We start from the raw sequence: 17,280 nt of genomic DNA, 5'->3' as shown, positions 1-17,280 counted from the left end.
TCTTTTTGATTCTTTTTAAAGTGTTTACTTTTAGTTGCTATCGCTTGATCTATTACTAGTATACCACATCTACACTAAAAGTAAACATCTTTTTAAACTTTCTTTAATTTTCTTTTATGGACGCGAAATAATATATCGACTTGCTATACAACTTGAAATAAGCCTTTCTCAATTAAGTCTTTTCTTTGTTTTAATTGAATTTCTAACATACTTTCCAATTCATTAGTAGGTAAGTAAAAACCTCCAAACATACTTTCACCTACTTTTTTAGCAAGACCGTGACTTTCTAATGATTTAAGAATGTCGGCATCATGAACGCTCTTTTTTCTTCCGTCATAATAAACACTTAACAGGACATATTGCAAAGTATATCCTTCTAAAGATTCCACTTTGTTCGTAAATCCGAATTTTCTTGTTCTTTCAATTGAGTAATTATATTCTTTTTTAATATCATTAGAAGGGAATATTTCAGTAACAGATAAGTAACCACTTGAAGGTGAGACTTCCAGCTTTGCATACAATTCAATTTTAGCCATCCTAATATATCTCCTTTCATCATGAAATGATACTTTTATCAACTTACAAAATTATCATGTAACATATTAATCGATCTGTTCAATTTCGCTAATCTTTCCATCAGCTCTTCTTCTTGTTCTATTGTCCAGTGACCTAGTTTTAAGTCATTTTGCAACTTAAATATTTCCTTTTTCAGAACAGATATAATAAATTCAACTTCTTTACTCTTCATAAGTTCATTCTCCTTTCCCTAAGAAATGTTGTTTTTATTCAAACACATAAGCCAAGCCTTCAGAAATATTTTTGCCGCTCTGTCCCCATTTAAATTGGTATTTTGAACTGTCCCCATTTAAATTCCAATTTAGGGTTTCTTTTAAATCATTTATATCTAAAAAATGTTTAATGTTGCGCTCATTGATATATTCATCTGTTAGGTATTCTTGACTTCTGTTATCAAAAATAGATACAGTTTTTATCTCTTTAGTATTTTTGTTACTTTCTACCTCAATTATAAACTTTGCATTGTTTAATGTTTTTGTTCTCATTTTTCCATCTCCATTCAAAATTATAGTTTTACATTATTTTAATAAAAATCATCTTTTTCAATTTTCCACGCTACACCTTTAATTTCTTCAATTTCTAAATTCACAAGGTCTTGATATAAGATTCCACCATATTCCTCCAAATCTTTTTTATTGTCGTGTACGTTTTCACAGTCGATTAAGTAAGTTGTTTCTTCTTTTTTGTCGTACAGTCTGTAGTTAGTGTCCCATGTGTTCAATGGCTTTGTTATTGCATATTCATTGTTATTACTTATTACGTTACCGTGTCCATACTTCACACTGTTAACTAACTCTTCTAATTCTATTTGATTCATAATCATCTTCATTCCTCCAATATTCATTTTCCCGATCTGTTAACCTAAGTTCATTATACCATATTCATTTACTGATTACAATACTTAGTTTAACTTTCTTTTACTTTACAATCCAAATTGTTTCTTACACTTTTCACAAGTCACATATGCCATACGATCAACTATCTCCAAATTCCTATTGCTAATTTCTTGCCTATTCCCACATGCAATACAAGTTGATCTGTCATCGATGCTATGCATTGTTTCCGCATCGTTTCAAAGGTTTTCTAATATTCCGATCCATTCCCGAATGTTCTTTTCTTGTCTTCCGTCCGAATCAACTAGCCATGCCTGCAATACTTCTATGATCTCTTTAGAGATGTCAGAACATGTTTCTTCATTACTTTGTATCAAAAGTTTTACATCGTCCCAGAAACCGTTTTGATCCATACTATGCATGAAATCTAATGCACTAAAGATAATTGCACGTTCTGTACTGTCAGATGATTTATTGAATTTAGATTGTCTAATTTTATTTTTCATTTTATTTTCCTCCTATTGTCGTTTGGCTATTCCGTATTTGTTAACCTAATAGTAGTATACCACATATAAAATAGAAGTAAATATCTATTTTAACTTTCTTTTAGTTTTCTTTTGATTTGTCTGCAAAACCGCATGAGATCAACCTTTGCAGCCATTAAACAAATAGCTTCATTAATATATGCGCGTATGCGGGCGTGTGATTATACTATACGAGGATCGACTTGTCAAGGATTAATTGTATATTATTTTATAGTTTATTTTAGATGGGAGATAGAAATTTTTATATTTGATTAATAGTTAGTATAGGGCTAATTACCTATATAACAGAAATTGTTTATTATCGCGGCGGATTTTGACAGTCAAGGGCGCAGCGGGGCGGGCAAGGGAATTTATATTTGCATAACAGATTGAGAAGATTGTTTCGCGATAACAGCTTCAAGTTGATATCGCCAGTGATTTTATAAATTTTATAATACAATGTATTATATTTTCAATTTTAATCTTATAACAGAAATTAATATGTATCACTGATTAGTCTAAGGTTACACACAGTGACAGGTGGGAGTCTGGTCAGTCATTATTGAGCAGATAGGTGAGCTGTCAGTTATAATCCATTCACGATTAGACTGAGCAGTCAGAAGGAGATACAATACGCCTTTTATTGGATGATTAGAAGGGGATAAGGGTGTAAAATAATTAATAAATAAAGTTAAATAATATTATTTTTCGCGTTGCATAAATCGAGTTCCTTCTATATAATAGATAGTGGAGAGCTATGTTTATTTTTACTTTATTAAACTTAAAAATTAAAATTAGAAGGTGATCTCATTGAATAACAAAAAAACTTATGAGTGCTATAGTTATTTTTTATCAAATTTTTTGACTGAAAATGGCATAGTGCCGTATTCAATTACTAATCACAATGTTACAAATAAAAGAATGTGGATATATGAAATGAATGATGAATTAAGCAAACTACTTACAGTGTGGTCAAAAAGGAGTCGTCAGAAATAAAACCTAAGTAGTTTTCTATTATAGAACCAATTATAGAATGGAGCAGATTTAATGAGTAAAGTTTGGGTGTCAGATGTTGTTACGAGAGAAGAAATTGAGAAGTGGAATGCAGGAGATATTATTACAATAGCTTCTGGTACAGGTGGTGGCAAAAGTCATTTTGTTAAGTATAGCTTACATGATTATGCGAAAGAGAATGATTTGAAGATTCTTATGCTCATTCACAGAAGAAGCTGTGTTGAGCAATTTTTGGTTGAACTAAAGAAAGAAAATATAGAATTAGAACACTTGCATATAAAAACTTACCAGTCTTTAGAAGCAAGAGGAAGAAGAAAAGAAGATTTGATGATAGATCAATACGACATTATTGTTGCGGATGAATTTCATTATTTCTTATCTGATAGCAGCTACAATCATTATTGTGATATTTCACTAGAAGGTATTTTATCACAAGGTGAGGCTATCAGAATATTTATGAGCGCCACAGGAGATAACATGAAATACTACTTAAAGAATGAGAAACATAAAGGATTAACTACTATTGATTACACAATTCCAAATAGCCATAAACATATAAAACGATTGGAGTTCTTCTATAAAGACGAGACGCTGGAGACATATATTGAAGATGCAATTAATACTGGACAAAAAGCAATTTTCTTTATTCAATCTGCTAAAAAGGCATATGAACTTCACAAAAAGTATAAAGAGAATACGGTATTTAACTGTAGCAAAGGAAATCCATATTACAAATATGTAAATGAAGGATTGATAAAAGAGATACTAAAAAAGGAAAGATTCGATGAACAAATTTTAATCACTACACAGGCCTTTGATGCAGGCATTAATCTAAAAGATAGAAGTCTGCATCATATTGTTGTAGATGTAGATGATGTAGGATCACTTATACAATGTATTGGTAGGAAGAGGATGCAATATGAAGACGACTATATAATTCTTCATATCAAGGCATTGAGCAATAAAAGGCTAGGTGGCATATATTCATCATTAGTCGAGAAATTAGAAATGCCTGTGGAGATGTATAAGAACGGCGACAAATCAATGATTGACAAATTCTATAGAAGCTTAACAAATAGCTATATGATTTATGATACACTAGATGAAAATGGAAATATTAAAAAGAAACTTAATGAAATGATGTTCTTTAAAACAATAGCGGATATTACAGAAATCAAAAAGATAATTAACAAAGGGAGATATGGATACTGTCTCTATATTTCAAAGTTGTTGAATTCTAAATATCAAATTTATGAAGAGGAAGATTCTAAAATGAAATTAGAAAACTATTTAGAAAAAATAACTGGGCATAAACTTCTTAAAGAAGACCAAATTGAACTTATAGATCAAATAGATTTAAGAGTAAACGGTAGAAAGCAAAGAAGCTATAAAAAACTAAATGAAGGTCTCGAAATGATAAAATTGAAATACATGATATTGCCGAAGAGAACAAATAAAGAGAGATATTGGGAAGTTCACAAATTAGAAGAGTGACAAAAATGATGTTATCCCTCTAATTAAAAAACATCAAAATTGACACGTTTATTTAACTTATCTTTAGAGTATAGAGAGAAAGGCTTCAAAAAGACGAAAGGAGCACTCGTCTTTCTTCGCCTCACATCAGCTCCGCTGCTGTGGAATATTAATTATTAACTCTAAATTTAGAAAATCAAAATTAGTAACTCCTAAAGGCGGTTCATTCTATATGAGTGACCGCCTTTTATATTTGCAATAGGATTCAATAACATGCTTTTATGCCCTACATATAATATAGAAATGTAAATTTAAAATGACTTAAATATGAATCAAATCATATTACTAGACAAACATCTCATCATCATGTAATATAATAATCATAGCAAGACAAATTAAATATTAAACACTAATCGGGCGCATCTTTATGGAGAGTGAGTGGTAAGCTGAATCAAACAACATTTAGCTTAGTACCTGCTTTCGATAAGGTTGCGTCATTTGTATTTAGTAGAACTTACTAGTAGACAAGTAAAACGTATTCATGTACTGTATTAGTTGTAGCCGCAACTACTATTTACATTTTCACTATTCGTGAAAGTCATTTAAGAAGCCTCTAGACGTGAGAATCTAGGGGTTTTCTTAATGATAAGTTCCTGTAAAATCAGAGTTTTATTAGGTAAATGCTGTATAAATATACAGTATAAATGTATATATTGTGTATAAAATATAACTATATGAATTAATATACATAATGCGAGTAAATCAAAAAGAAAATTAAATAAACATTTGACTTACTTGTTATGTGTGCTACAATTGAGATATAGAAACAAACAAGGAAGTCAAAATCATATATAAAAAAGGGAGGATGAAGAAATGGAATGTAGAGTATGCGGACACAAGAGCAGTATTTGGAATAGTGATACTTTAGAATTAGAATATGAAGATACTGAGAATTTTATGTTAATCACAGGTGATTTCACTCTTAAATCAGGAGAAGCTTATAATTCTAGATGGAAAGAGATTAACCTGTATGCCTGTCCGAAATGCAAAACTGTTAGGATAGGTGAGTAAATACGACAGTATATGCAAGAAAGGAGAAAGACAATGTTCAATAGGTCGCATCTTAATACATTAAAAATTAAGCTTTCAAATGAAATGATATATCTTAAAAAAGCAAAAAGTATCAACGAAAAAGTGCTGAGAATAATTAGAATAGATGAAATAGAAAAAGAGATTGAACGAGAAAAGAAACTGCTTGGAATCAAAGAAGTCAAGATAAAGACAACTGAAAATAAGTCATTATTTAAGCTATTTGATTGAAAGATTGCTTTTACCAACTTATCGAATAAAATAAAAGGAGATTGATTAATATGGATTTAAACAGCTGGGATTATCATGAGTTAGGAAAAGAAATGCGTTACGCAAGCATCTTTAAATTGTTAGAGTTATTTAAAAGAGAAGATGAAAAATATAACAGCAAATGCGTTGAATTTGTGGATATCACAAAAAATCTGAATAAAGAAGATAGGCAGGCAATAGAAGATGAATGTCAATTTTATGAAGGTTCAAAACTTAAAATAGCACTAAAAATAGCTGAGACGTTGACAAAGTAGTCATTTTATTTCTTATAATAATCCAATAATAGAATGATTTGTTCAGATTAATACCTTATGTGGTAGAATAATTAAAAAGAAATGGAGGAATACAAAATGAAAGTATATGGAGAGTTTAAAGGTAATCTAACAATAGGTGACGGGATGTATTTAGATGAATTAAAAGTACGTGAAAATGAGGGAATGAGGAAATTAGTTTTTAATAAGAACATTAATTCTTCAGTGGAGTTGACCGTTATCGATGTGGAAGATGAACATCCAGTAGCAGTTGCAACAATCCATTTTTACAATAAGAAAAAAGAGATGCATTTCGATCCGATAGCCGAAACATTATCAACTTTAGAAGGTCTTGTTTATAAAGAACAGACGTTAGGTTGTGATACTGCTTCTTTTAAAATAATCGGAAGAAATGAAACCACTGTCCATACTCTGTCTGACGGTTATTATGGAAATGTTTTTGAAGCCAATTCAGGTGAAACCTTAATCACTTTTTATGTGACTCATGATGCAATGGTAGGAGAAGAACTAGAAGAAAAAGTTTTGTATGCATTAGGCATATAAAAACTCAAACTAAAAGGAGATCAAACAAATGATAGTACACATGCTACAACGCTCACTAGATTCATCACAGGGAAGTAGAATAGAGGGAGGGGTATATTTACCCTTCTCAGAGTTAATCGAGCTAATTAAACAGCAACCAGACATATTTCATGCGATGGCTGCGGTACAAGAAATTAATGAAATGAATAATTATGAGTTGATCGGTGCATATGATATAAAGAAAATTAAACAGTACTACAAAGAGAATAAAGGTATAAAAGAAGTAGTTAATACATATAATAAAAATAACAGCAGAGATAATCATATTACATATAGAGATTTGCAAAAAGCCTATATGAAATTATTAAGTAAGTAAAATAGCATTATACTAAACAGGAGTGAAAAGAATGAAAGTAGATAATAATAAACCATTTAGAAATCATACTACTGATGCATCGTATTTAGTCGGCAATGGTTTTGCACAAATGCTAGAAAAGGCAATTAAGGAAGCTGAAAAGGAAGCAGAGAATAACAAACGCATTGTAGAACGTAAGGATGCAGCAGGCGGCTTTGACCAACTTAAATGATGAATCATATACAATAGAATGGAGGTCTCAACATGGAGCTTGTGAGACGTATGAATGAATTATTTATTGCAGATCGTGATGAAGAGGTTCATTGGAGCATGTATGTTACATTTTATGGATTCTATGCTTTTGTTTTAACAGTGTTTTTATATACGATGATCACGGTTTTGTGATACTAAAGGAAAGTTAAATAATTATATAATTATTATTTACATTTACTTTAATTATGTTATACTGAACAATAAGATATCACAAATTGGAATATATTTCAAACACTAATTAATTCAATTGCTTGGAGATGAAAATTGGATGAAATCAGAAATATTACGAAAAGCCAATGGCAAATACTATGTTAAACTAAGGAATACTGTAATGGCAGATATTGTGAATGGAAAATGGGTACAGTATGAATTTGATACGAAAGAAGAAGCTTTGGCAGCCGAAAAGAAATATAAGAGATTCAATGAAGGAAAATGAATAAGTAGTAAATGGTAATAAAATTTATCTTTGATTGGGAGATGATAAGAGTGGAATATGGAGTGACAAAGGAGCAGTACAGAAAAATTAAACAGTTAGCTGAAATGAAAGATACAGTTGAGTTTATGTTAAAGCAACAAATGGGTTATCATAAAGTAAAAGATTATGTAGAAGCTTATAATGCAGATAACATTAAGATAGTCGATTAATAAGGAGTGGACTAAATTGAATGGTAATCAACAAAGAAAAGCATTGGATTATGCGATTGCATTCTTAACAGTTGAAATTGCTGAATTAGAAGAAACTATAAAAGAGAGCGAAAATCTTTTATTAAAAAGACATCTAGAACAACGTCTAAAGGATTTAAAAGTAGATTATGATATGTTCCTAGATATTGCCGAAGAATACTAACTAAAAGGGAGTGGAATTAATATGGATAAAAAGGAAATGATTCTGACAACGATAAAAGTAGAGCGAGATTACTCTAAACGACAAGTACTACAATCTATTAAAGTTATCAGGCGTATATTAGATCAAGTTGAAGAAGAAGTTGACAATGGGAATGTAAGAGCTGATAACGGCTTGCAAGGAAATGAGTGGAGACTTTACAAAGAATTATCAAACCTAGAGAGGTACAATCAATTTATAGAGGAATTGGAAAAGCTATAGTAAAATCTGTCTTTGATTGGGAATTGATGTCTTGGAAGCCCACTACCTATGAGGTTTGTAGAACACGAATATCCTACGAAAGTAAAAACTAGGTGCAGATATAATAATAAGGAGTGAAGTAAGAAATGGATAATTTTTTCTTAAAATATGAAGAAGGACTTAATAAGCTGGAAAAAGAATTAGATAAACTTCTTCAAGGGCTATGGAAAGAAACAGATCACCTTCAATTTGGATTTAAGACAGAGATACAGAGATGGGGTGAGCAACCTTACTTAATAGCAGAATTTAACGATTATAGTGCAAGTGAAGTAGGCTTGCAATTGTATTATGAGGAGTTTGGTGATACGTTGCATATTAATAGAATTGAATACGCTTCTGATGTATGTGCTTATTCTGATGATGTTTTAAATTTAAAATATGCTATAAAAGGGAAGTCAGATAAAGAAATGCTGATTCTTGAAATTGATTCATTGGAAAAAGAATATAGCGAAGCAGAAGAGAGTATTTTTAATTTAAAATGCAACCTAAAGCAGCAAGAAGATGATCGTGAGAAAGTGAAAGACAATATCACAAAACTACAAAATGAATTAATTAGTTGATAAAATAACCATTTGACTGAAAAGGTAATATAAAGTTAGGGATATTTATAAAGCTGATGGAAACAAACATGAGAAAGTGGGTAGTTAAAATGACAGAATATCAAGAGAAAATTATAAAAATGAGTGTACAAGAACTTAGAAGTGAAACAAAAGATAAGATTGGGGAATCATCTTTTTGGAGCAGAGAAAATCATGAGTCGCATAGTCAAGTTGATGCTTGCTATGCGGAATGGGTAAAGCGAGAAGGAGATGATTCAACGTACAAAAGATTGCATCAAGAAGTCAGAAAAGAATACACATAAAATGAGCATTTCATCAAAATAACATATGGAATGGAGATTGATAAAGATGAAGAACTTAAAAGAGTTTTTCCATTATATTAGTACTGACGAGAAGGGAGAGAAATTTTCATATGTTTGTAATAAACATTTGGAAGTGTTACCACACAAGAGTTTCCGAGTAAAAGAATCTTTGAATGAAGAACAGTGTAAAATAAAAGGATGTGAAAATACATCGCATCATTTAATTTATTTCAATTAAAACTTATGCCTTTCTAGAATATTCTATAAGGTTTTTACTTGAAAGGGTGTGTTTATCATACTAACTGAGAAACGATATACTTTCGCCTATAACAGTAAACTAGCAGTGAAAAGCCCATACGGAACAAAACGAGGGTTCGTTATAGCGAGTAGCAAAGAAGAAGCCAAGGTAAAAATTAAGGAATATTTAGATACAAATGGTGGAGAGTTGTGTATAGAGTTTTTCTGAAATAGTAAATAAAATAGACAATTTACAGGAGGAATAGTGCATGATTAGAAGAACGCCTCACTTAGGAGGAGAAAGATATAACGACTTGGATGAAGAAACTAAGAAGAAGATGCTAAACAGGGATATTGAAGACTTTAAAGATGAGATTGCAGAGTTATCATCGGACTTAAGGAGAGTAAGAAACAACCTAGTACGTGAATTCATAGAGGATCGAATGGATACAAGGAATAGAATGATTGAGAAAAGAGAGTTTGAATTGTGGAAACTTCTTCAAAAATAAGATAAAACGAGCGTTTTAAGTGAAAGGAGAGTACTAGTAACAATGATATTTTGGCGGTCGTTTTTAGAAGGTATGTTTGTTGTTCTTTGTGCAGGAGTAATATTAAATTATGGAATAGCATTATACTTTTTCATAAGCAATAAGAAGAAGTATAATAAATACACATGGTGGTCATTCAAGATTCCTACCTACTTTTTATTATTCACGGTAGTAATTGGTGCAATCTGGCTCATTATTAAATAGAAATAAAAACTTAAAGAAAGTTAAATAATATGTTGACTAATTTAAGTGCGTTTGATATACTATATTTAAGTTAGAAATAGGAGGTGATTAAATGATTTCAGCTCTGCGACAAGTGTTTAAGCACAAGACATCATTGAACTTTTGTCTCAGCGTTGAAAAGGAATGTAGAATAAACAGACAGCAAAACGCAAGCAGCACATGCCAATGGAAATACTTTAAAAGGCGTGAAACGTGTGGGAATTAGGATTTCCAGAATACCGTACATTAGATTTCGTATGTAGTGGAGAGCGCATGAAGTAATCGTGCTTTGTCCGGTATATATGAAGGAATACATAAGAGGTAATTCAACTTAGAATTTGCTAAATAATAAATTGGAGTGATGAACGTGGAAAAAGAATTAATTCAGGCACATATAGATCATTACCTTGAATCAAATAGATTAGAGTTATCAGAAGAACAGAAAGAAAGCGTAAATAACAGTGTTCAGTTTTGGCTGAAATATACTATTGAAGATGTTATTGAGGACGCGGTGAATGGTGTAACTTTTCATGTAAAGTAAAATTAAGCATTAAACCTTATCATACTATAATTCTAACTCAAAAGGGGATACTCACTAATGATAACACTATACAGACATGCAGTAGGAAATAGATCATACAGAAAAGTTGTAGCTTATATGGAGGATCATAGCACGGAATATACAATTTATAATCTTAGTCACGAAGAGTTAACAAGAGAGCAACTGTTTGAGATGTTAGCCAACACTGAAAATGGTGTAGAGGATATACTTTCTACGAGAAGTAAGGCATATAAGAAGCTGACAGATGAGGGTGTAGATTTTGATGATATGTCATTGACACGGTTATTGGATTACATTAACAACTACAATGAACTGCTGAGATATCCTATAATGGTCAAAGACGGCGCTACGATTGTAGGGTATAGCGATGACACAATAAGCCTTCTGAGAAGCCGTGAGGATCGTATGAGGGAGCATAATGAGTTCTTAAATGTTGCTAGGGAAATTGATAAGGTACATTTCTTAAAGATGCGTGACGATTATAAAGAAGCTGCTGTATAATACAAAATTACCCTAAGAGGAGATAGTAAAATGACAAAAAGATTCTTAACAAATAAAACGTTCAATATTTATAAAACTACTGTAGAAGGAAATGAAAGTATTTCTCGTAAGCAAGCAGAATTGAAGATGAAACGAAATATGCAACTCGCTCACAGTAGCACACGAGTAAATGGAGGAGTTCATTATAAGTTTGGATGTCTTCATTTTATTGTAGTAAAGGACAGAGTTGTCTGGATGCAGAATAATCTAACTCCAGAAAAGAATTGGAAGAAAAACAACAGAGAATATTTAAGACTAAATAAAGAACTGGGAATCGAAAGCAACGAGACTTTATTTAGTTTGAATGTGAAAGAAATTAAATGTAATTTGAAGTATAATATAAACAAGTTGAAGTGGAAAATCAAATTAAGATTAGCATAAAAGGTTGATTTTATCGGAAGAGGAGGAAAATAGATGAGCACAGAAAGAAAACTAACAATCATCAGCTATGCAACCATGCTATTACTTGTTGGTATTATTATTGGTATGTCAATATAAAGCATCTTTTATAAGGGGGGGGAACAATGTGAAAACTTATTTTGTATATAAAGAAGACTACTGCCAGTATACTGATACTTCTAGAGGAGTTATCGTAAGAACAAATACCCCGGAAAGAGCTAAGGGAATTGCTATGGCATGTATGGATTGGTCTTGGCAAGGCGCTCTTAGTATAGATAAGAGTACGATTAAAGCAGAAGAAATGGATATAGTGAGTGAAGGAGTAGTTTGTAAAACTGACTACCCAACAAACTCTACTGAATGGAATTAATATGCGTATTTTAGGAGAGAATAATATGAAAAGAAACTTTAAAATAGAAGTATTAAAAGGACAAACTGTAATAACTTATCAAGACAAAATTACGAATAAACAAATATTTGCTTCCAAACTGAGCAAAGAAGAAGCGGATAAATGGGTGGGGTTACTTAACCGTGCATATATGTATGGTTCAACAAACGCTTTGTTTTCTGTGAAAGAAATGATATAAATCTAATATATTAATGGAAATTGGAGTGGTTACAATGATAGATACAGGTAACAACGTAATTGTCTATTATCCATGTGATCCTAGATGGTGGAAAGTAAAATCTACGGTTATTAGTAAAGAAGACGGTAATTTCTATAAAGTAATGAATGAAGATAGCGAGCTTTTACTTATAGAAGAATCTTTTCTAAAACTTGATAAAAACTAACTATTATTCGAAAAGGAAGGTATCTCACTGTGAAAGCAACATTATCATTAGAATGCAATTGTGGAAATATTATGGCGTATACTGCTATAGAAGAACTCCATGAAGGAGCATGTGAAATCTATGTAGACTTAACAGAAAAAGTTTGTGATGATAACTATAGAGCAAAAGCCACACCAGAAGGAATGTGGGTTCTATGTGGAAAATGTGATAAAGGTGTCGAGATTATTTGATAAAAACTGAATTTGATTGGGAGATGGAAACATGTTGAAAAACAACCTGCTGGATTTCTGGTTTGATAAATCAAACAAAAACTTATCTATCACTAATTTTAAACAAATACGAAAGCAAAACTTCCTTGAATATGGCAATGATCCAGATATTAATGTTAAACGTAGATGGGGAATTAGTACAAATGGAGCCAAGAAAGAAAATCCAAAGGATAGTTGTTTAGACTGGCAACTTGATTTGGGGCATATTCATATTAATTACACTGATTTCAATTACAATAAAAAATATAGAAAGAGTGTTTAAAATGGATGTTAATCAACTTAAATCGATCATTATGCATCTAGACGAAGATTATAAAGTTAAGATAGAAGACAAAGAAGATCCATCTGAAACTCTATCTATTAACTCAGTAGAAATCTCATTAGAAACAAAAGAAGTAATACTCAAAAACTGGTAAGGGTGGAGAATACATGCTGATCACAACAAACGAAAATATCAAGCCTTGCTACCTAGCATTGCAAGAATGGACTAAAACAGAAGGTTACAACATCCGAGTAGGAGAATTTGGCTTCTTTGTGGTATTTGGAGATCCCGAAAATGAAGAAAACATTCATATAGTAGAAGAATATACAGGAACATCTATTATGCAAATACCATATGACAAACTTCTATACGCTTCTTTAGAGAATAAGACTGATAGAAAAAGAGTGCTAGAATTCACAGCGAGCTATGTAAAAGAAGCAATTGAGCATAATGAAAACTTTAAAGATGATATGATTAATATTAAACAACAAGTAACACAACTAATTGGTGAAATGCCATCTTGACAAGGAGTAGGTGTATATGAACAAAGAAAAACTAATAAAGTGGATAAAAGAAGAGATTATAGGATGCTCGGCACGTAGAGAGCAAGAAAGAGAAAATGCTATGAGGGAATTATTAGCTAAAATTGAGCGAGGATATTTTGATAATAGCAAAGAAGTAAAGAATAAATCTGAAGCAAAGCGAATAAGCACAGAAAAATATAAGCACTTCAACCATTATCACGAACTAACTAAAGATCATCAAATAGTAGACTTTGGAGATGGAGAGTTCATTGCTAATAACGATGCAATACCTCTACTCAAAGCTCTGTCAGAGATTGGTCTGAGAACAAGAACTCATCATATTAATCATAGCGATGGACACGGATTTTTCAGTATACTTGTAGACCCTCATGTGCGATTCGAGATTAGGCAAGTGAATGAAGCAGATCGTGACAAATATGACGGAATGACAGAACTGCTTATTCAGTGGTATGATATACCGGATAAAAAGTAAATTTTAAGGGGTGGTTGAAAGGTATGAATCAAGCAATAGAAGCCGTTAAACGAGAGCTAGAGAGCACTGAAAACCTAATCGAACACTATCTTAAACAAGGAAATCCTTCAATTGAGATATTACAACCCAATCAATTTCAGAAAGTAGAGGATTTAAATCAAGCGTTATTACTATTGGAGAAGTATGGTGCACCTTCGATAACATGTAATATATCATCAGTCACTACTATTTAGGGAAGCATTAATATCCAATGAAAACAAGATATTATTGGAAGGTGGTGAAAAAGTGAATAGGCTAAGTGAACTTCTTCATAAAAAGGATCAGTTTTTGTACGATGAAGAAATCATTATATATGTTAAAGATGGAGAGATGATAACAAGATACAGTAACGGAGAAAACCTGATAGAATTGAGTGGAGCTATTGACGAAAAACTACTCAATTTCATTGATTGGGTCAAACATCACTAATAATAAATAAAATAAAGTGAGGTAAATGATATGGAAGATGGATTATTGCAAGCTTTAAATTTTGAAGTGAAAGCTATCGAGACATTTCTAGGTTATAAATTTGAAGGAGAAACAAATGAAGATAAGAAGTTATTTGCAGATAAGCATAAAGAAGAGCGTAGAGCTTATACATCAGCTTTAATGGAAGACATGTATAATGAGTATGTAGAAGAGACATCCCGATAAATGCAAGTTTTTATTGGTGAGTATTAGACGGATGATGTGAAACAGAAAGGGTGTTTGAAATGACTACTGATCAAGAAAAAATCACTTTACGATACCAAGTAAAAAGGAGTTTTTGTCACTGCTGTGAACAAGAACTAAAGAATCCGGAAATAAGTGAAGTCAGAGAGTTTGACTTCCATCTAAAAGACTTGAAAGAGCATGGTGATTGGCATCTCTACGATGAACATGATGAGTTGGAGGAAGTGGCAGACGCTTATATTTACGAGGATATTACTTACTTCGCCTCTAGTAGCTTGGATAGGGTTTCTCTTTGCGAGGGTGAATTGGAAAGATTTGTTCAGTTTGTTAAAAGGAATTTTATAAAGTAAAAGTGACGCATTTCGAAGAAAAGGCGACAAAATCACGATTTTAAAAGGAGTGCGAACATGGAATTCAAAAATGAGTATCTTGGAGAATTCTATCAGGATGAGGAATATGAAAAAGCACAGTTGCTTTGGTTGTGGTATGACTATCACACAGAAGTCTTTGACCGTTCGTTGTGGAGTGCCAGAGATGAAACAGCGGTAACTTTAACAACCCCCTTGGCACATTCAGAGTCGAATAGGAATGCAATGAAAATAAGGGAATACATGTATGAAGTTGCTAGAAGATACAATATTTCCTCCTCAGCAATGCATAAAGCTAAAACTGATGGATATAGAAATGCTTGTAAGATGCAAAATAGAATGGATACTTACTTAGCATTAGATAGATTAGAGGAATTTAATTTTATAAATGGACAGTAAAATAACAATTTTAAAAGGAGGTTTCAATGGAATTCAAAAATGAATATCTTGGATATTTCCATCAAGATGATGACTATGAGAAAGCTCAATTGCTTTGGCTTTGGTATGACTACCACACTGAAATATTTGATAGGTCTCTATGGAGCGCTAAACCCTCTAGAAATGATGAATCTATGGTTGTTTTAGCATCTTCTCTTGCACATGCAGAATCCAATAGAAATGCAATGAAGATAAGGAACGATATGTATGAGATTGCTAAAAGTTATAATATAAGCCATGATGTCATGCACAAGGCTAAAACTGATAACTATAGAAATAGTTGCAAGATGAAAGTCAGAATGGATACTTATTTAAAGTTGTATGATTTGGGAAAACTCAATTTTATAAATGAGAGCTAATAAATTCATGGTTTTATCGGAACGAAAAGCCTATACCTATGCGGTTTGTGAGGTGTTAAACAAAAGAAAATAATAAAAAAAAAGAAAGGTTTAGATATAATGATTTTTGGTGAACATAATACAACAAACAAAGGGGGATGTTTCTAAAACATTTCCCTTTACATATGTGTAATTAGGTGCTATAATAGGATTATAAGTAAAGTTAAATAATAAATGAATGAAAAATAGGATATCGACATATAATATAGGAAAGGTGAAGATGTTAATGAAGCAACTAGCGGAAGTAGCTGAATTGCAAACTAAAGTCGGAATGGCTATCGAGCAGCATTTAAACGAACAGGGTAATCACTCAAAGAATACTGAGAGAGATTTAAGAAGTGATATGCAAAGATTTATTAAAGACAGATTCGGGAAAGATTTCAGTATTGTAACAGCAGGAGAAATGGATTCATTAGATTATGATAAAGTAATGGAATACAGAAAGAATATGATGAAAAGCTTAGCTAATTCAACTGTAAATAGACACATGAGTACAATCAAAACAACTATCAAGCATCTTAAAGGAAGAAATTTAATTCAGTCGGATGTATCATATCTCGACACTATCAAGAGACTTCCTGAAAAAACTGAAGAGATTGAGTATATGCCGATTGAATTAGTGGATAAATATATTGAAGAAGCAGGAAAAGAAAAATATAATGCAGAGTTAAAGCAAAATGTGATAAGGTTTGCAGCGGACACAGGATTGAGACTAGAAGAAGTTGTTTCAGTAGAATTAAAACAGTTTACAGTCGATGGAGATACAGTTATTCTTAAAGGATATGGTAAAGGAAATAAAGAATATATTGACCGTATTAGTATTAATTTATATAACCAATTATTAAATACGATGACAACAACAGACAACTATAACAGAAGACTTTTCGCACCGTTAAGTGAAAAGGTAGTTAAAAGTATGATGAAGAGAATACAAAAAGGTTTAAATTTAGAAGATAAGAACTACAGCTTCCACAGCTTAAAGAAAACGGCAGTTACTAACACATACAGAGCTACAGGATGTATCTTGGCAGCTCAGAGAAAGGGTAGGCACTCTGATATTAATACTACCCGTAGATACCTAAAAGAAGAAGACTTTGGCATTACAGGTGTTTACTCAATGAGAAGCATGGGATATGATAATGAAGCATATAAGAAAGTGTCGTATGAGGTATTATTAAAAACTCTTAGTGAAATGAATAAAGACTTTTTGCATATATTAAATATGAAACTACACAAATTAAATAACTGATAAAAGTAAAAAACGGCACCCAAAAAATGCTAACTATCTAACATAACAATAGCAAGTGAAG

Annotated in this window: 38 protein-coding genes; 33 read left to right on the top strand and 5 right to left on the bottom strand. The window is 31.7% G+C overall.

Going from position 1 to position 17,280, the window contains the following annotated elements; all coding sequences use genetic code 11:
- Positions 1 to 143: 143 nt before the first annotated feature.
- The 5 genes from MKY93_RS12435 to MKY93_RS12415 all read right to left on the bottom strand — a co-directional run bounded on the left by MKY93_RS12435 (position 144) and on the right by MKY93_RS12415 (position 1,915).
- On the bottom strand, positions 144 to 536 hold the full coding sequence (locus MKY93_RS12435; protein WP_340759319.1) for a hypothetical protein: 393 nt from the start codon (positions 534 to 536) through the stop codon (positions 144 to 146).
- Positions 537 to 574: 38 nt separating this feature from the next.
- Positions 575 to 748 (bottom strand): hypothetical protein, encoded by a 174-nt coding sequence (locus MKY93_RS12430; RefSeq protein WP_340759318.1) that lies wholly within the window; start codon positions 746 to 748, stop codon positions 575 to 577.
- Between the two features lie 34 nt (positions 749 to 782).
- Positions 783 to 1,061, bottom strand: coding sequence for a hypothetical protein (locus MKY93_RS12425; protein ID WP_340759317.1), 279 nt, complete (start codon positions 1,059 to 1,061; stop codon positions 783 to 785).
- Positions 1,062 to 1,099: 38 nt separating this feature from the next.
- Entirely contained in the window at positions 1,100 to 1,399 is a 300-nt protein-coding gene (locus MKY93_RS12420; RefSeq protein ID WP_340759316.1) for a hypothetical protein, read from the bottom strand.
- Between the two features lie 249 nt (positions 1,400 to 1,648).
- Positions 1,649 to 1,915, bottom strand: a complete 267-nt coding sequence (locus MKY93_RS12415; RefSeq protein WP_340759315.1) for a hypothetical protein — start codon at positions 1,913 to 1,915, stop codon at positions 1,649 to 1,651.
- Between the two features lie 1,065 nt (positions 1,916 to 2,980).
- Here MKY93_RS12415 and MKY93_RS12410 point away from each other — a divergent pair.
- The 33 genes from MKY93_RS12410 to MKY93_RS12250 all read left to right on the top strand — a co-directional run bounded on the left by MKY93_RS12410 (position 2,981) and on the right by MKY93_RS12250 (position 17,219).
- A complete protein-coding gene (locus tag MKY93_RS12410; protein WP_340759314.1) occupies positions 2,981 to 4,441 on the top strand; it encodes a DEAD/DEAH box helicase family protein in 1,461 nt (486 codons plus the stop codon).
- 852 nt (positions 4,442 to 5,293) lie between these two features.
- Positions 5,294 to 5,491, top strand: coding sequence for a hypothetical protein (locus MKY93_RS12405; protein WP_340759313.1), 198 nt, complete (start codon positions 5,294 to 5,296; stop codon positions 5,489 to 5,491).
- A gap of 33 nt (positions 5,492 to 5,524) precedes the next feature.
- Positions 5,525 to 5,740 carry a hypothetical protein gene (locus MKY93_RS12400; protein WP_340759312.1) on the top strand — a complete coding sequence of 72 codons (216 nt, stop codon included), beginning with the start codon at positions 5,525 to 5,527 and terminating at the stop codon, positions 5,738 to 5,740.
- A gap of 50 nt (positions 5,741 to 5,790) precedes the next feature.
- Positions 5,791 to 6,033, top strand: coding sequence for a hypothetical protein (locus tag MKY93_RS12395; RefSeq protein WP_340759311.1), 243 nt, complete (start codon positions 5,791 to 5,793; stop codon positions 6,031 to 6,033).
- Positions 6,034 to 6,129: 96 nt separating this feature from the next.
- Entirely contained in the window at positions 6,130 to 6,594 is a 465-nt protein-coding gene (locus MKY93_RS12390) for a hypothetical protein (protein WP_340759310.1), read from the top strand.
- Positions 6,595 to 6,622: 28 nt separating this feature from the next.
- Complete coding sequence (locus MKY93_RS12385; RefSeq protein ID WP_340759309.1) at positions 6,623 to 6,949, top strand: hypothetical protein; 327 nt, start codon at positions 6,623 to 6,625, stop codon at positions 6,947 to 6,949.
- A 31-nt stretch (positions 6,950 to 6,980) separates the two neighbouring features.
- Positions 6,981 to 7,160: a hypothetical protein gene (locus tag MKY93_RS12380; protein ID WP_340759308.1), complete on the top strand. Its 180-nt coding sequence runs from the start codon at positions 6,981 to 6,983 to the stop codon at positions 7,158 to 7,160.
- 32 nt (positions 7,161 to 7,192) lie between these two features.
- Positions 7,193 to 7,333, top strand: coding sequence for a hypothetical protein (locus tag MKY93_RS12375; protein WP_340759307.1), 141 nt, complete (start codon positions 7,193 to 7,195; stop codon positions 7,331 to 7,333).
- Positions 7,334 to 7,469: 136 nt separating this feature from the next.
- Positions 7,470 to 7,637 (top strand): hypothetical protein, encoded by a 168-nt coding sequence (locus tag MKY93_RS12370; RefSeq protein ID WP_340759306.1) that lies wholly within the window; start codon positions 7,470 to 7,472, stop codon positions 7,635 to 7,637.
- A gap of 50 nt (positions 7,638 to 7,687) precedes the next feature.
- Positions 7,688 to 7,846, top strand: a complete 159-nt coding sequence (locus MKY93_RS12365) for a hypothetical protein (RefSeq protein ID WP_340759305.1) — start codon at positions 7,688 to 7,690, stop codon at positions 7,844 to 7,846.
- A 16-nt stretch (positions 7,847 to 7,862) separates the two neighbouring features.
- Positions 7,863 to 8,048 carry a hypothetical protein gene (locus MKY93_RS12360; RefSeq protein WP_340759304.1) on the top strand — a complete coding sequence of 62 codons (186 nt, stop codon included), beginning with the start codon at positions 7,863 to 7,865 and terminating at the stop codon, positions 8,046 to 8,048.
- A 21-nt stretch (positions 8,049 to 8,069) separates the two neighbouring features.
- Complete coding sequence (locus MKY93_RS12355) at positions 8,070 to 8,306, top strand: hypothetical protein (protein ID WP_340759303.1); 237 nt, start codon at positions 8,070 to 8,072, stop codon at positions 8,304 to 8,306.
- A 125-nt stretch (positions 8,307 to 8,431) separates the two neighbouring features.
- Entirely contained in the window at positions 8,432 to 8,905 is a 474-nt protein-coding gene (locus MKY93_RS12350; RefSeq protein WP_340759302.1) for a hypothetical protein, read from the top strand.
- Positions 8,906 to 8,994: 89 nt separating this feature from the next.
- Entirely contained in the window at positions 8,995 to 9,207 is a 213-nt protein-coding gene (locus tag MKY93_RS12345; RefSeq protein WP_340759301.1) for a hypothetical protein, read from the top strand.
- A gap of 506 nt (positions 9,208 to 9,713) precedes the next feature.
- Entirely contained in the window at positions 9,714 to 9,953 is a 240-nt protein-coding gene (locus tag MKY93_RS12340; RefSeq protein WP_340759300.1) for a hypothetical protein, read from the top strand.
- A 628-nt stretch (positions 9,954 to 10,581) separates the two neighbouring features.
- Positions 10,582 to 10,755, top strand: coding sequence for a hypothetical protein (locus tag MKY93_RS12335; protein ID WP_340759299.1), 174 nt, complete (start codon positions 10,582 to 10,584; stop codon positions 10,753 to 10,755).
- A gap of 57 nt (positions 10,756 to 10,812) precedes the next feature.
- Entirely contained in the window at positions 10,813 to 11,277 is a 465-nt protein-coding gene (locus tag MKY93_RS12330) for an ArsC/Spx/MgsR family protein (protein WP_340759298.1), read from the top strand.
- A 30-nt stretch (positions 11,278 to 11,307) separates the two neighbouring features.
- Positions 11,308 to 11,697, top strand: a complete 390-nt coding sequence (locus MKY93_RS12325) for a hypothetical protein (RefSeq protein ID WP_340759297.1) — start codon at positions 11,308 to 11,310, stop codon at positions 11,695 to 11,697.
- Between the two features lie 145 nt (positions 11,698 to 11,842).
- Positions 11,843 to 12,085 (top strand): hypothetical protein, encoded by a 243-nt coding sequence (locus MKY93_RS12320; RefSeq protein WP_340759296.1) that lies wholly within the window; start codon positions 11,843 to 11,845, stop codon positions 12,083 to 12,085.
- Between the two features lie 25 nt (positions 12,086 to 12,110).
- Entirely contained in the window at positions 12,111 to 12,302 is a 192-nt protein-coding gene (locus tag MKY93_RS12315; RefSeq protein WP_340759295.1) for a hypothetical protein, read from the top strand.
- Between the two features lie 13 nt (positions 12,303 to 12,315).
- A complete protein-coding gene (locus MKY93_RS12310) occupies positions 12,316 to 12,507 on the top strand; it encodes a hypothetical protein (protein ID WP_340759294.1) in 192 nt (63 codons plus the stop codon).
- Between the two features lie 29 nt (positions 12,508 to 12,536).
- The gene (locus MKY93_RS12305) at positions 12,537 to 12,737 is read left to right on the top strand and encodes a hypothetical protein (protein WP_340759293.1); all 201 of its coding nucleotides are present in this window, start codon (positions 12,537 to 12,539) and stop codon (positions 12,735 to 12,737) included.
- A gap of 31 nt (positions 12,738 to 12,768) precedes the next feature.
- Positions 12,769 to 13,038, top strand: a complete 270-nt coding sequence (locus MKY93_RS12300) for a hypothetical protein (RefSeq protein ID WP_340759292.1) — start codon at positions 12,769 to 12,771, stop codon at positions 13,036 to 13,038.
- A 1-nt stretch (position 13,039) separates the two neighbouring features.
- A complete protein-coding gene (locus MKY93_RS12295) occupies positions 13,040 to 13,192 on the top strand; it encodes a hypothetical protein (RefSeq protein WP_340759291.1) in 153 nt (50 codons plus the stop codon).
- Positions 13,193 to 13,205: 13 nt separating this feature from the next.
- The gene (locus MKY93_RS12290) at positions 13,206 to 13,562 is read left to right on the top strand and encodes a hypothetical protein (protein ID WP_340759290.1); all 357 of its coding nucleotides are present in this window, start codon (positions 13,206 to 13,208) and stop codon (positions 13,560 to 13,562) included.
- A 16-nt stretch (positions 13,563 to 13,578) separates the two neighbouring features.
- A complete protein-coding gene (locus MKY93_RS12285; RefSeq protein ID WP_340759289.1) occupies positions 13,579 to 14,055 on the top strand; it encodes a hypothetical protein in 477 nt (158 codons plus the stop codon).
- Between the two features lie 23 nt (positions 14,056 to 14,078).
- A complete protein-coding gene (locus MKY93_RS12280) occupies positions 14,079 to 14,288 on the top strand; it encodes a hypothetical protein (protein ID WP_340759288.1) in 210 nt (69 codons plus the stop codon).
- Between the two features lie 52 nt (positions 14,289 to 14,340).
- Positions 14,341 to 14,523, top strand: coding sequence for a hypothetical protein (locus tag MKY93_RS12275; RefSeq protein ID WP_340759287.1), 183 nt, complete (start codon positions 14,341 to 14,343; stop codon positions 14,521 to 14,523).
- 30 nt (positions 14,524 to 14,553) lie between these two features.
- Entirely contained in the window at positions 14,554 to 14,748 is a 195-nt protein-coding gene (locus MKY93_RS12270; protein WP_340759286.1) for a hypothetical protein, read from the top strand.
- Positions 14,749 to 14,807: 59 nt separating this feature from the next.
- Positions 14,808 to 15,116, top strand: coding sequence for a hypothetical protein (locus tag MKY93_RS12265; protein WP_340759285.1), 309 nt, complete (start codon positions 14,808 to 14,810; stop codon positions 15,114 to 15,116).
- A gap of 57 nt (positions 15,117 to 15,173) precedes the next feature.
- The gene (locus MKY93_RS12260; protein ID WP_340759284.1) at positions 15,174 to 15,533 is read left to right on the top strand and encodes a hypothetical protein; all 360 of its coding nucleotides are present in this window, start codon (positions 15,174 to 15,176) and stop codon (positions 15,531 to 15,533) included.
- Between the two features lie 26 nt (positions 15,534 to 15,559).
- Positions 15,560 to 15,931: a hypothetical protein gene (locus tag MKY93_RS12255; RefSeq protein ID WP_340759283.1), complete on the top strand. Its 372-nt coding sequence runs from the start codon at positions 15,560 to 15,562 to the stop codon at positions 15,929 to 15,931.
- Between the two features lie 265 nt (positions 15,932 to 16,196).
- Positions 16,197 to 17,219, top strand: a complete 1,023-nt coding sequence (locus MKY93_RS12250; RefSeq protein ID WP_340759282.1) for a tyrosine-type recombinase/integrase — start codon at positions 16,197 to 16,199, stop codon at positions 17,217 to 17,219.
- Positions 17,220 to 17,280: the final 61 nt, after the last annotated feature.

The organism is Sporosarcina sp. FSL W7-1283 (assembly GCF_038003105.1).
In the GTDB taxonomy this organism is placed as follows: domain Bacteria; phylum Bacillota; class Bacilli; order Bacillales_A; family Planococcaceae; genus Sporosarcina; species Sporosarcina newyorkensis.
The sequence above is the reverse complement of the archived record's forward strand: the minus strand, read 5'-3'. Positions and strand labels throughout refer to the sequence as shown.

What these genes read in the sequence shown, in the direction of transcription:
- MKY93_RS12435 (WP_340759319.1), bottom strand. Translation starts at nt 536, where the DNA reads ATGGCTAAAATTGAATTGTATGCAAAGCTGGAAGTCTCACCTTCAAGT.
- MKY93_RS12430 (WP_340759318.1), bottom strand. Translation starts at nt 748, where the DNA reads ATGAAGAGTAAAGAAGTTGAATTTATTATATCTGTTCTGAAAAAGGAA.
- MKY93_RS12425 (WP_340759317.1), bottom strand. Translation starts at nt 1,061, where the DNA reads ATGAGAACAAAAACATTAAACAATGCAAAGTTTATAATTGAGGTAGAA.
- MKY93_RS12420 (WP_340759316.1), bottom strand. Translation starts at nt 1,399, where the DNA reads ATGATTATGAATCAAATAGAATTAGAAGAGTTAGTTAACAGTGTGAAG.
- MKY93_RS12415 (WP_340759315.1), bottom strand. Translation starts at nt 1,915, where the DNA reads ATGAAAAATAAAATTAGACAATCTAAATTCAATAAATCATCTGACAGT.
- MKY93_RS12410 (WP_340759314.1), top strand. Translation starts at nt 2,981, where the DNA reads ATGAGTAAAGTTTGGGTGTCAGATGTTGTTACGAGAGAAGAAATTGAG.
- MKY93_RS12405 (WP_340759313.1), top strand. Translation starts at nt 5,294, where the DNA reads ATGGAATGTAGAGTATGCGGACACAAGAGCAGTATTTGGAATAGTGAT.
- MKY93_RS12400 (WP_340759312.1), top strand. Translation starts at nt 5,525, where the DNA reads ATGTTCAATAGGTCGCATCTTAATACATTAAAAATTAAGCTTTCAAAT.
- MKY93_RS12395 (WP_340759311.1), top strand. Translation starts at nt 5,791, where the DNA reads ATGGATTTAAACAGCTGGGATTATCATGAGTTAGGAAAAGAAATGCGT.
- MKY93_RS12390 (WP_340759310.1), top strand. Translation starts at nt 6,130, where the DNA reads ATGAAAGTATATGGAGAGTTTAAAGGTAATCTAACAATAGGTGACGGG.
- MKY93_RS12385 (WP_340759309.1), top strand. Translation starts at nt 6,623, where the DNA reads ATGATAGTACACATGCTACAACGCTCACTAGATTCATCACAGGGAAGT.
- MKY93_RS12380 (WP_340759308.1), top strand. Translation starts at nt 6,981, where the DNA reads ATGAAAGTAGATAATAATAAACCATTTAGAAATCATACTACTGATGCA.
- MKY93_RS12375 (WP_340759307.1), top strand. Translation starts at nt 7,193, where the DNA reads ATGGAGCTTGTGAGACGTATGAATGAATTATTTATTGCAGATCGTGAT.
- MKY93_RS12370 (WP_340759306.1), top strand. Translation starts at nt 7,470, where the DNA reads ATGAAATCAGAAATATTACGAAAAGCCAATGGCAAATACTATGTTAAA.
- MKY93_RS12355 (WP_340759303.1), top strand. Translation starts at nt 8,070, where the DNA reads ATGGATAAAAAGGAAATGATTCTGACAACGATAAAAGTAGAGCGAGAT.
- MKY93_RS12350 (WP_340759302.1), top strand. Translation starts at nt 8,432, where the DNA reads ATGGATAATTTTTTCTTAAAATATGAAGAAGGACTTAATAAGCTGGAA.
- MKY93_RS12345 (WP_340759301.1), top strand. Translation starts at nt 8,995, where the DNA reads ATGACAGAATATCAAGAGAAAATTATAAAAATGAGTGTACAAGAACTT.
- MKY93_RS12340 (WP_340759300.1), top strand. Translation starts at nt 9,714, where the DNA reads ATGATTAGAAGAACGCCTCACTTAGGAGGAGAAAGATATAACGACTTG.
- MKY93_RS12330 (WP_340759298.1), top strand. Translation starts at nt 10,813, where the DNA reads ATGATAACACTATACAGACATGCAGTAGGAAATAGATCATACAGAAAA.
- MKY93_RS12325 (WP_340759297.1), top strand. Translation starts at nt 11,308, where the DNA reads ATGACAAAAAGATTCTTAACAAATAAAACGTTCAATATTTATAAAACT.
- MKY93_RS12315 (WP_340759295.1), top strand. Translation starts at nt 12,111, where the DNA reads ATGAAAAGAAACTTTAAAATAGAAGTATTAAAAGGACAAACTGTAATA.
- MKY93_RS12310 (WP_340759294.1), top strand. Translation starts at nt 12,316, where the DNA reads ATGGAAATTGGAGTGGTTACAATGATAGATACAGGTAACAACGTAATT.
- MKY93_RS12300 (WP_340759292.1), top strand. Translation starts at nt 12,769, where the DNA reads ATGTTGAAAAACAACCTGCTGGATTTCTGGTTTGATAAATCAAACAAA.
- MKY93_RS12295 (WP_340759291.1), top strand. Translation starts at nt 13,040, where the DNA reads ATGGATGTTAATCAACTTAAATCGATCATTATGCATCTAGACGAAGAT.
- MKY93_RS12290 (WP_340759290.1), top strand. Translation starts at nt 13,206, where the DNA reads ATGCTGATCACAACAAACGAAAATATCAAGCCTTGCTACCTAGCATTG.
- MKY93_RS12285 (WP_340759289.1), top strand. Translation starts at nt 13,579, where the DNA reads ATGAACAAAGAAAAACTAATAAAGTGGATAAAAGAAGAGATTATAGGA.
- MKY93_RS12280 (WP_340759288.1), top strand. Translation starts at nt 14,079, where the DNA reads ATGAATCAAGCAATAGAAGCCGTTAAACGAGAGCTAGAGAGCACTGAA.
- MKY93_RS12270 (WP_340759286.1), top strand. Translation starts at nt 14,554, where the DNA reads ATGGAAGATGGATTATTGCAAGCTTTAAATTTTGAAGTGAAAGCTATC.
- MKY93_RS12265 (WP_340759285.1), top strand. Translation starts at nt 14,808, where the DNA reads ATGACTACTGATCAAGAAAAAATCACTTTACGATACCAAGTAAAAAGG.
- MKY93_RS12260 (WP_340759284.1), top strand. Translation starts at nt 15,174, where the DNA reads ATGGAATTCAAAAATGAGTATCTTGGAGAATTCTATCAGGATGAGGAA.
- MKY93_RS12255 (WP_340759283.1), top strand. Translation starts at nt 15,560, where the DNA reads ATGGAATTCAAAAATGAATATCTTGGATATTTCCATCAAGATGATGAC.
- MKY93_RS12250 (WP_340759282.1), top strand. Translation starts at nt 16,197, where the DNA reads ATGAAGCAACTAGCGGAAGTAGCTGAATTGCAAACTAAAGTCGGAATG.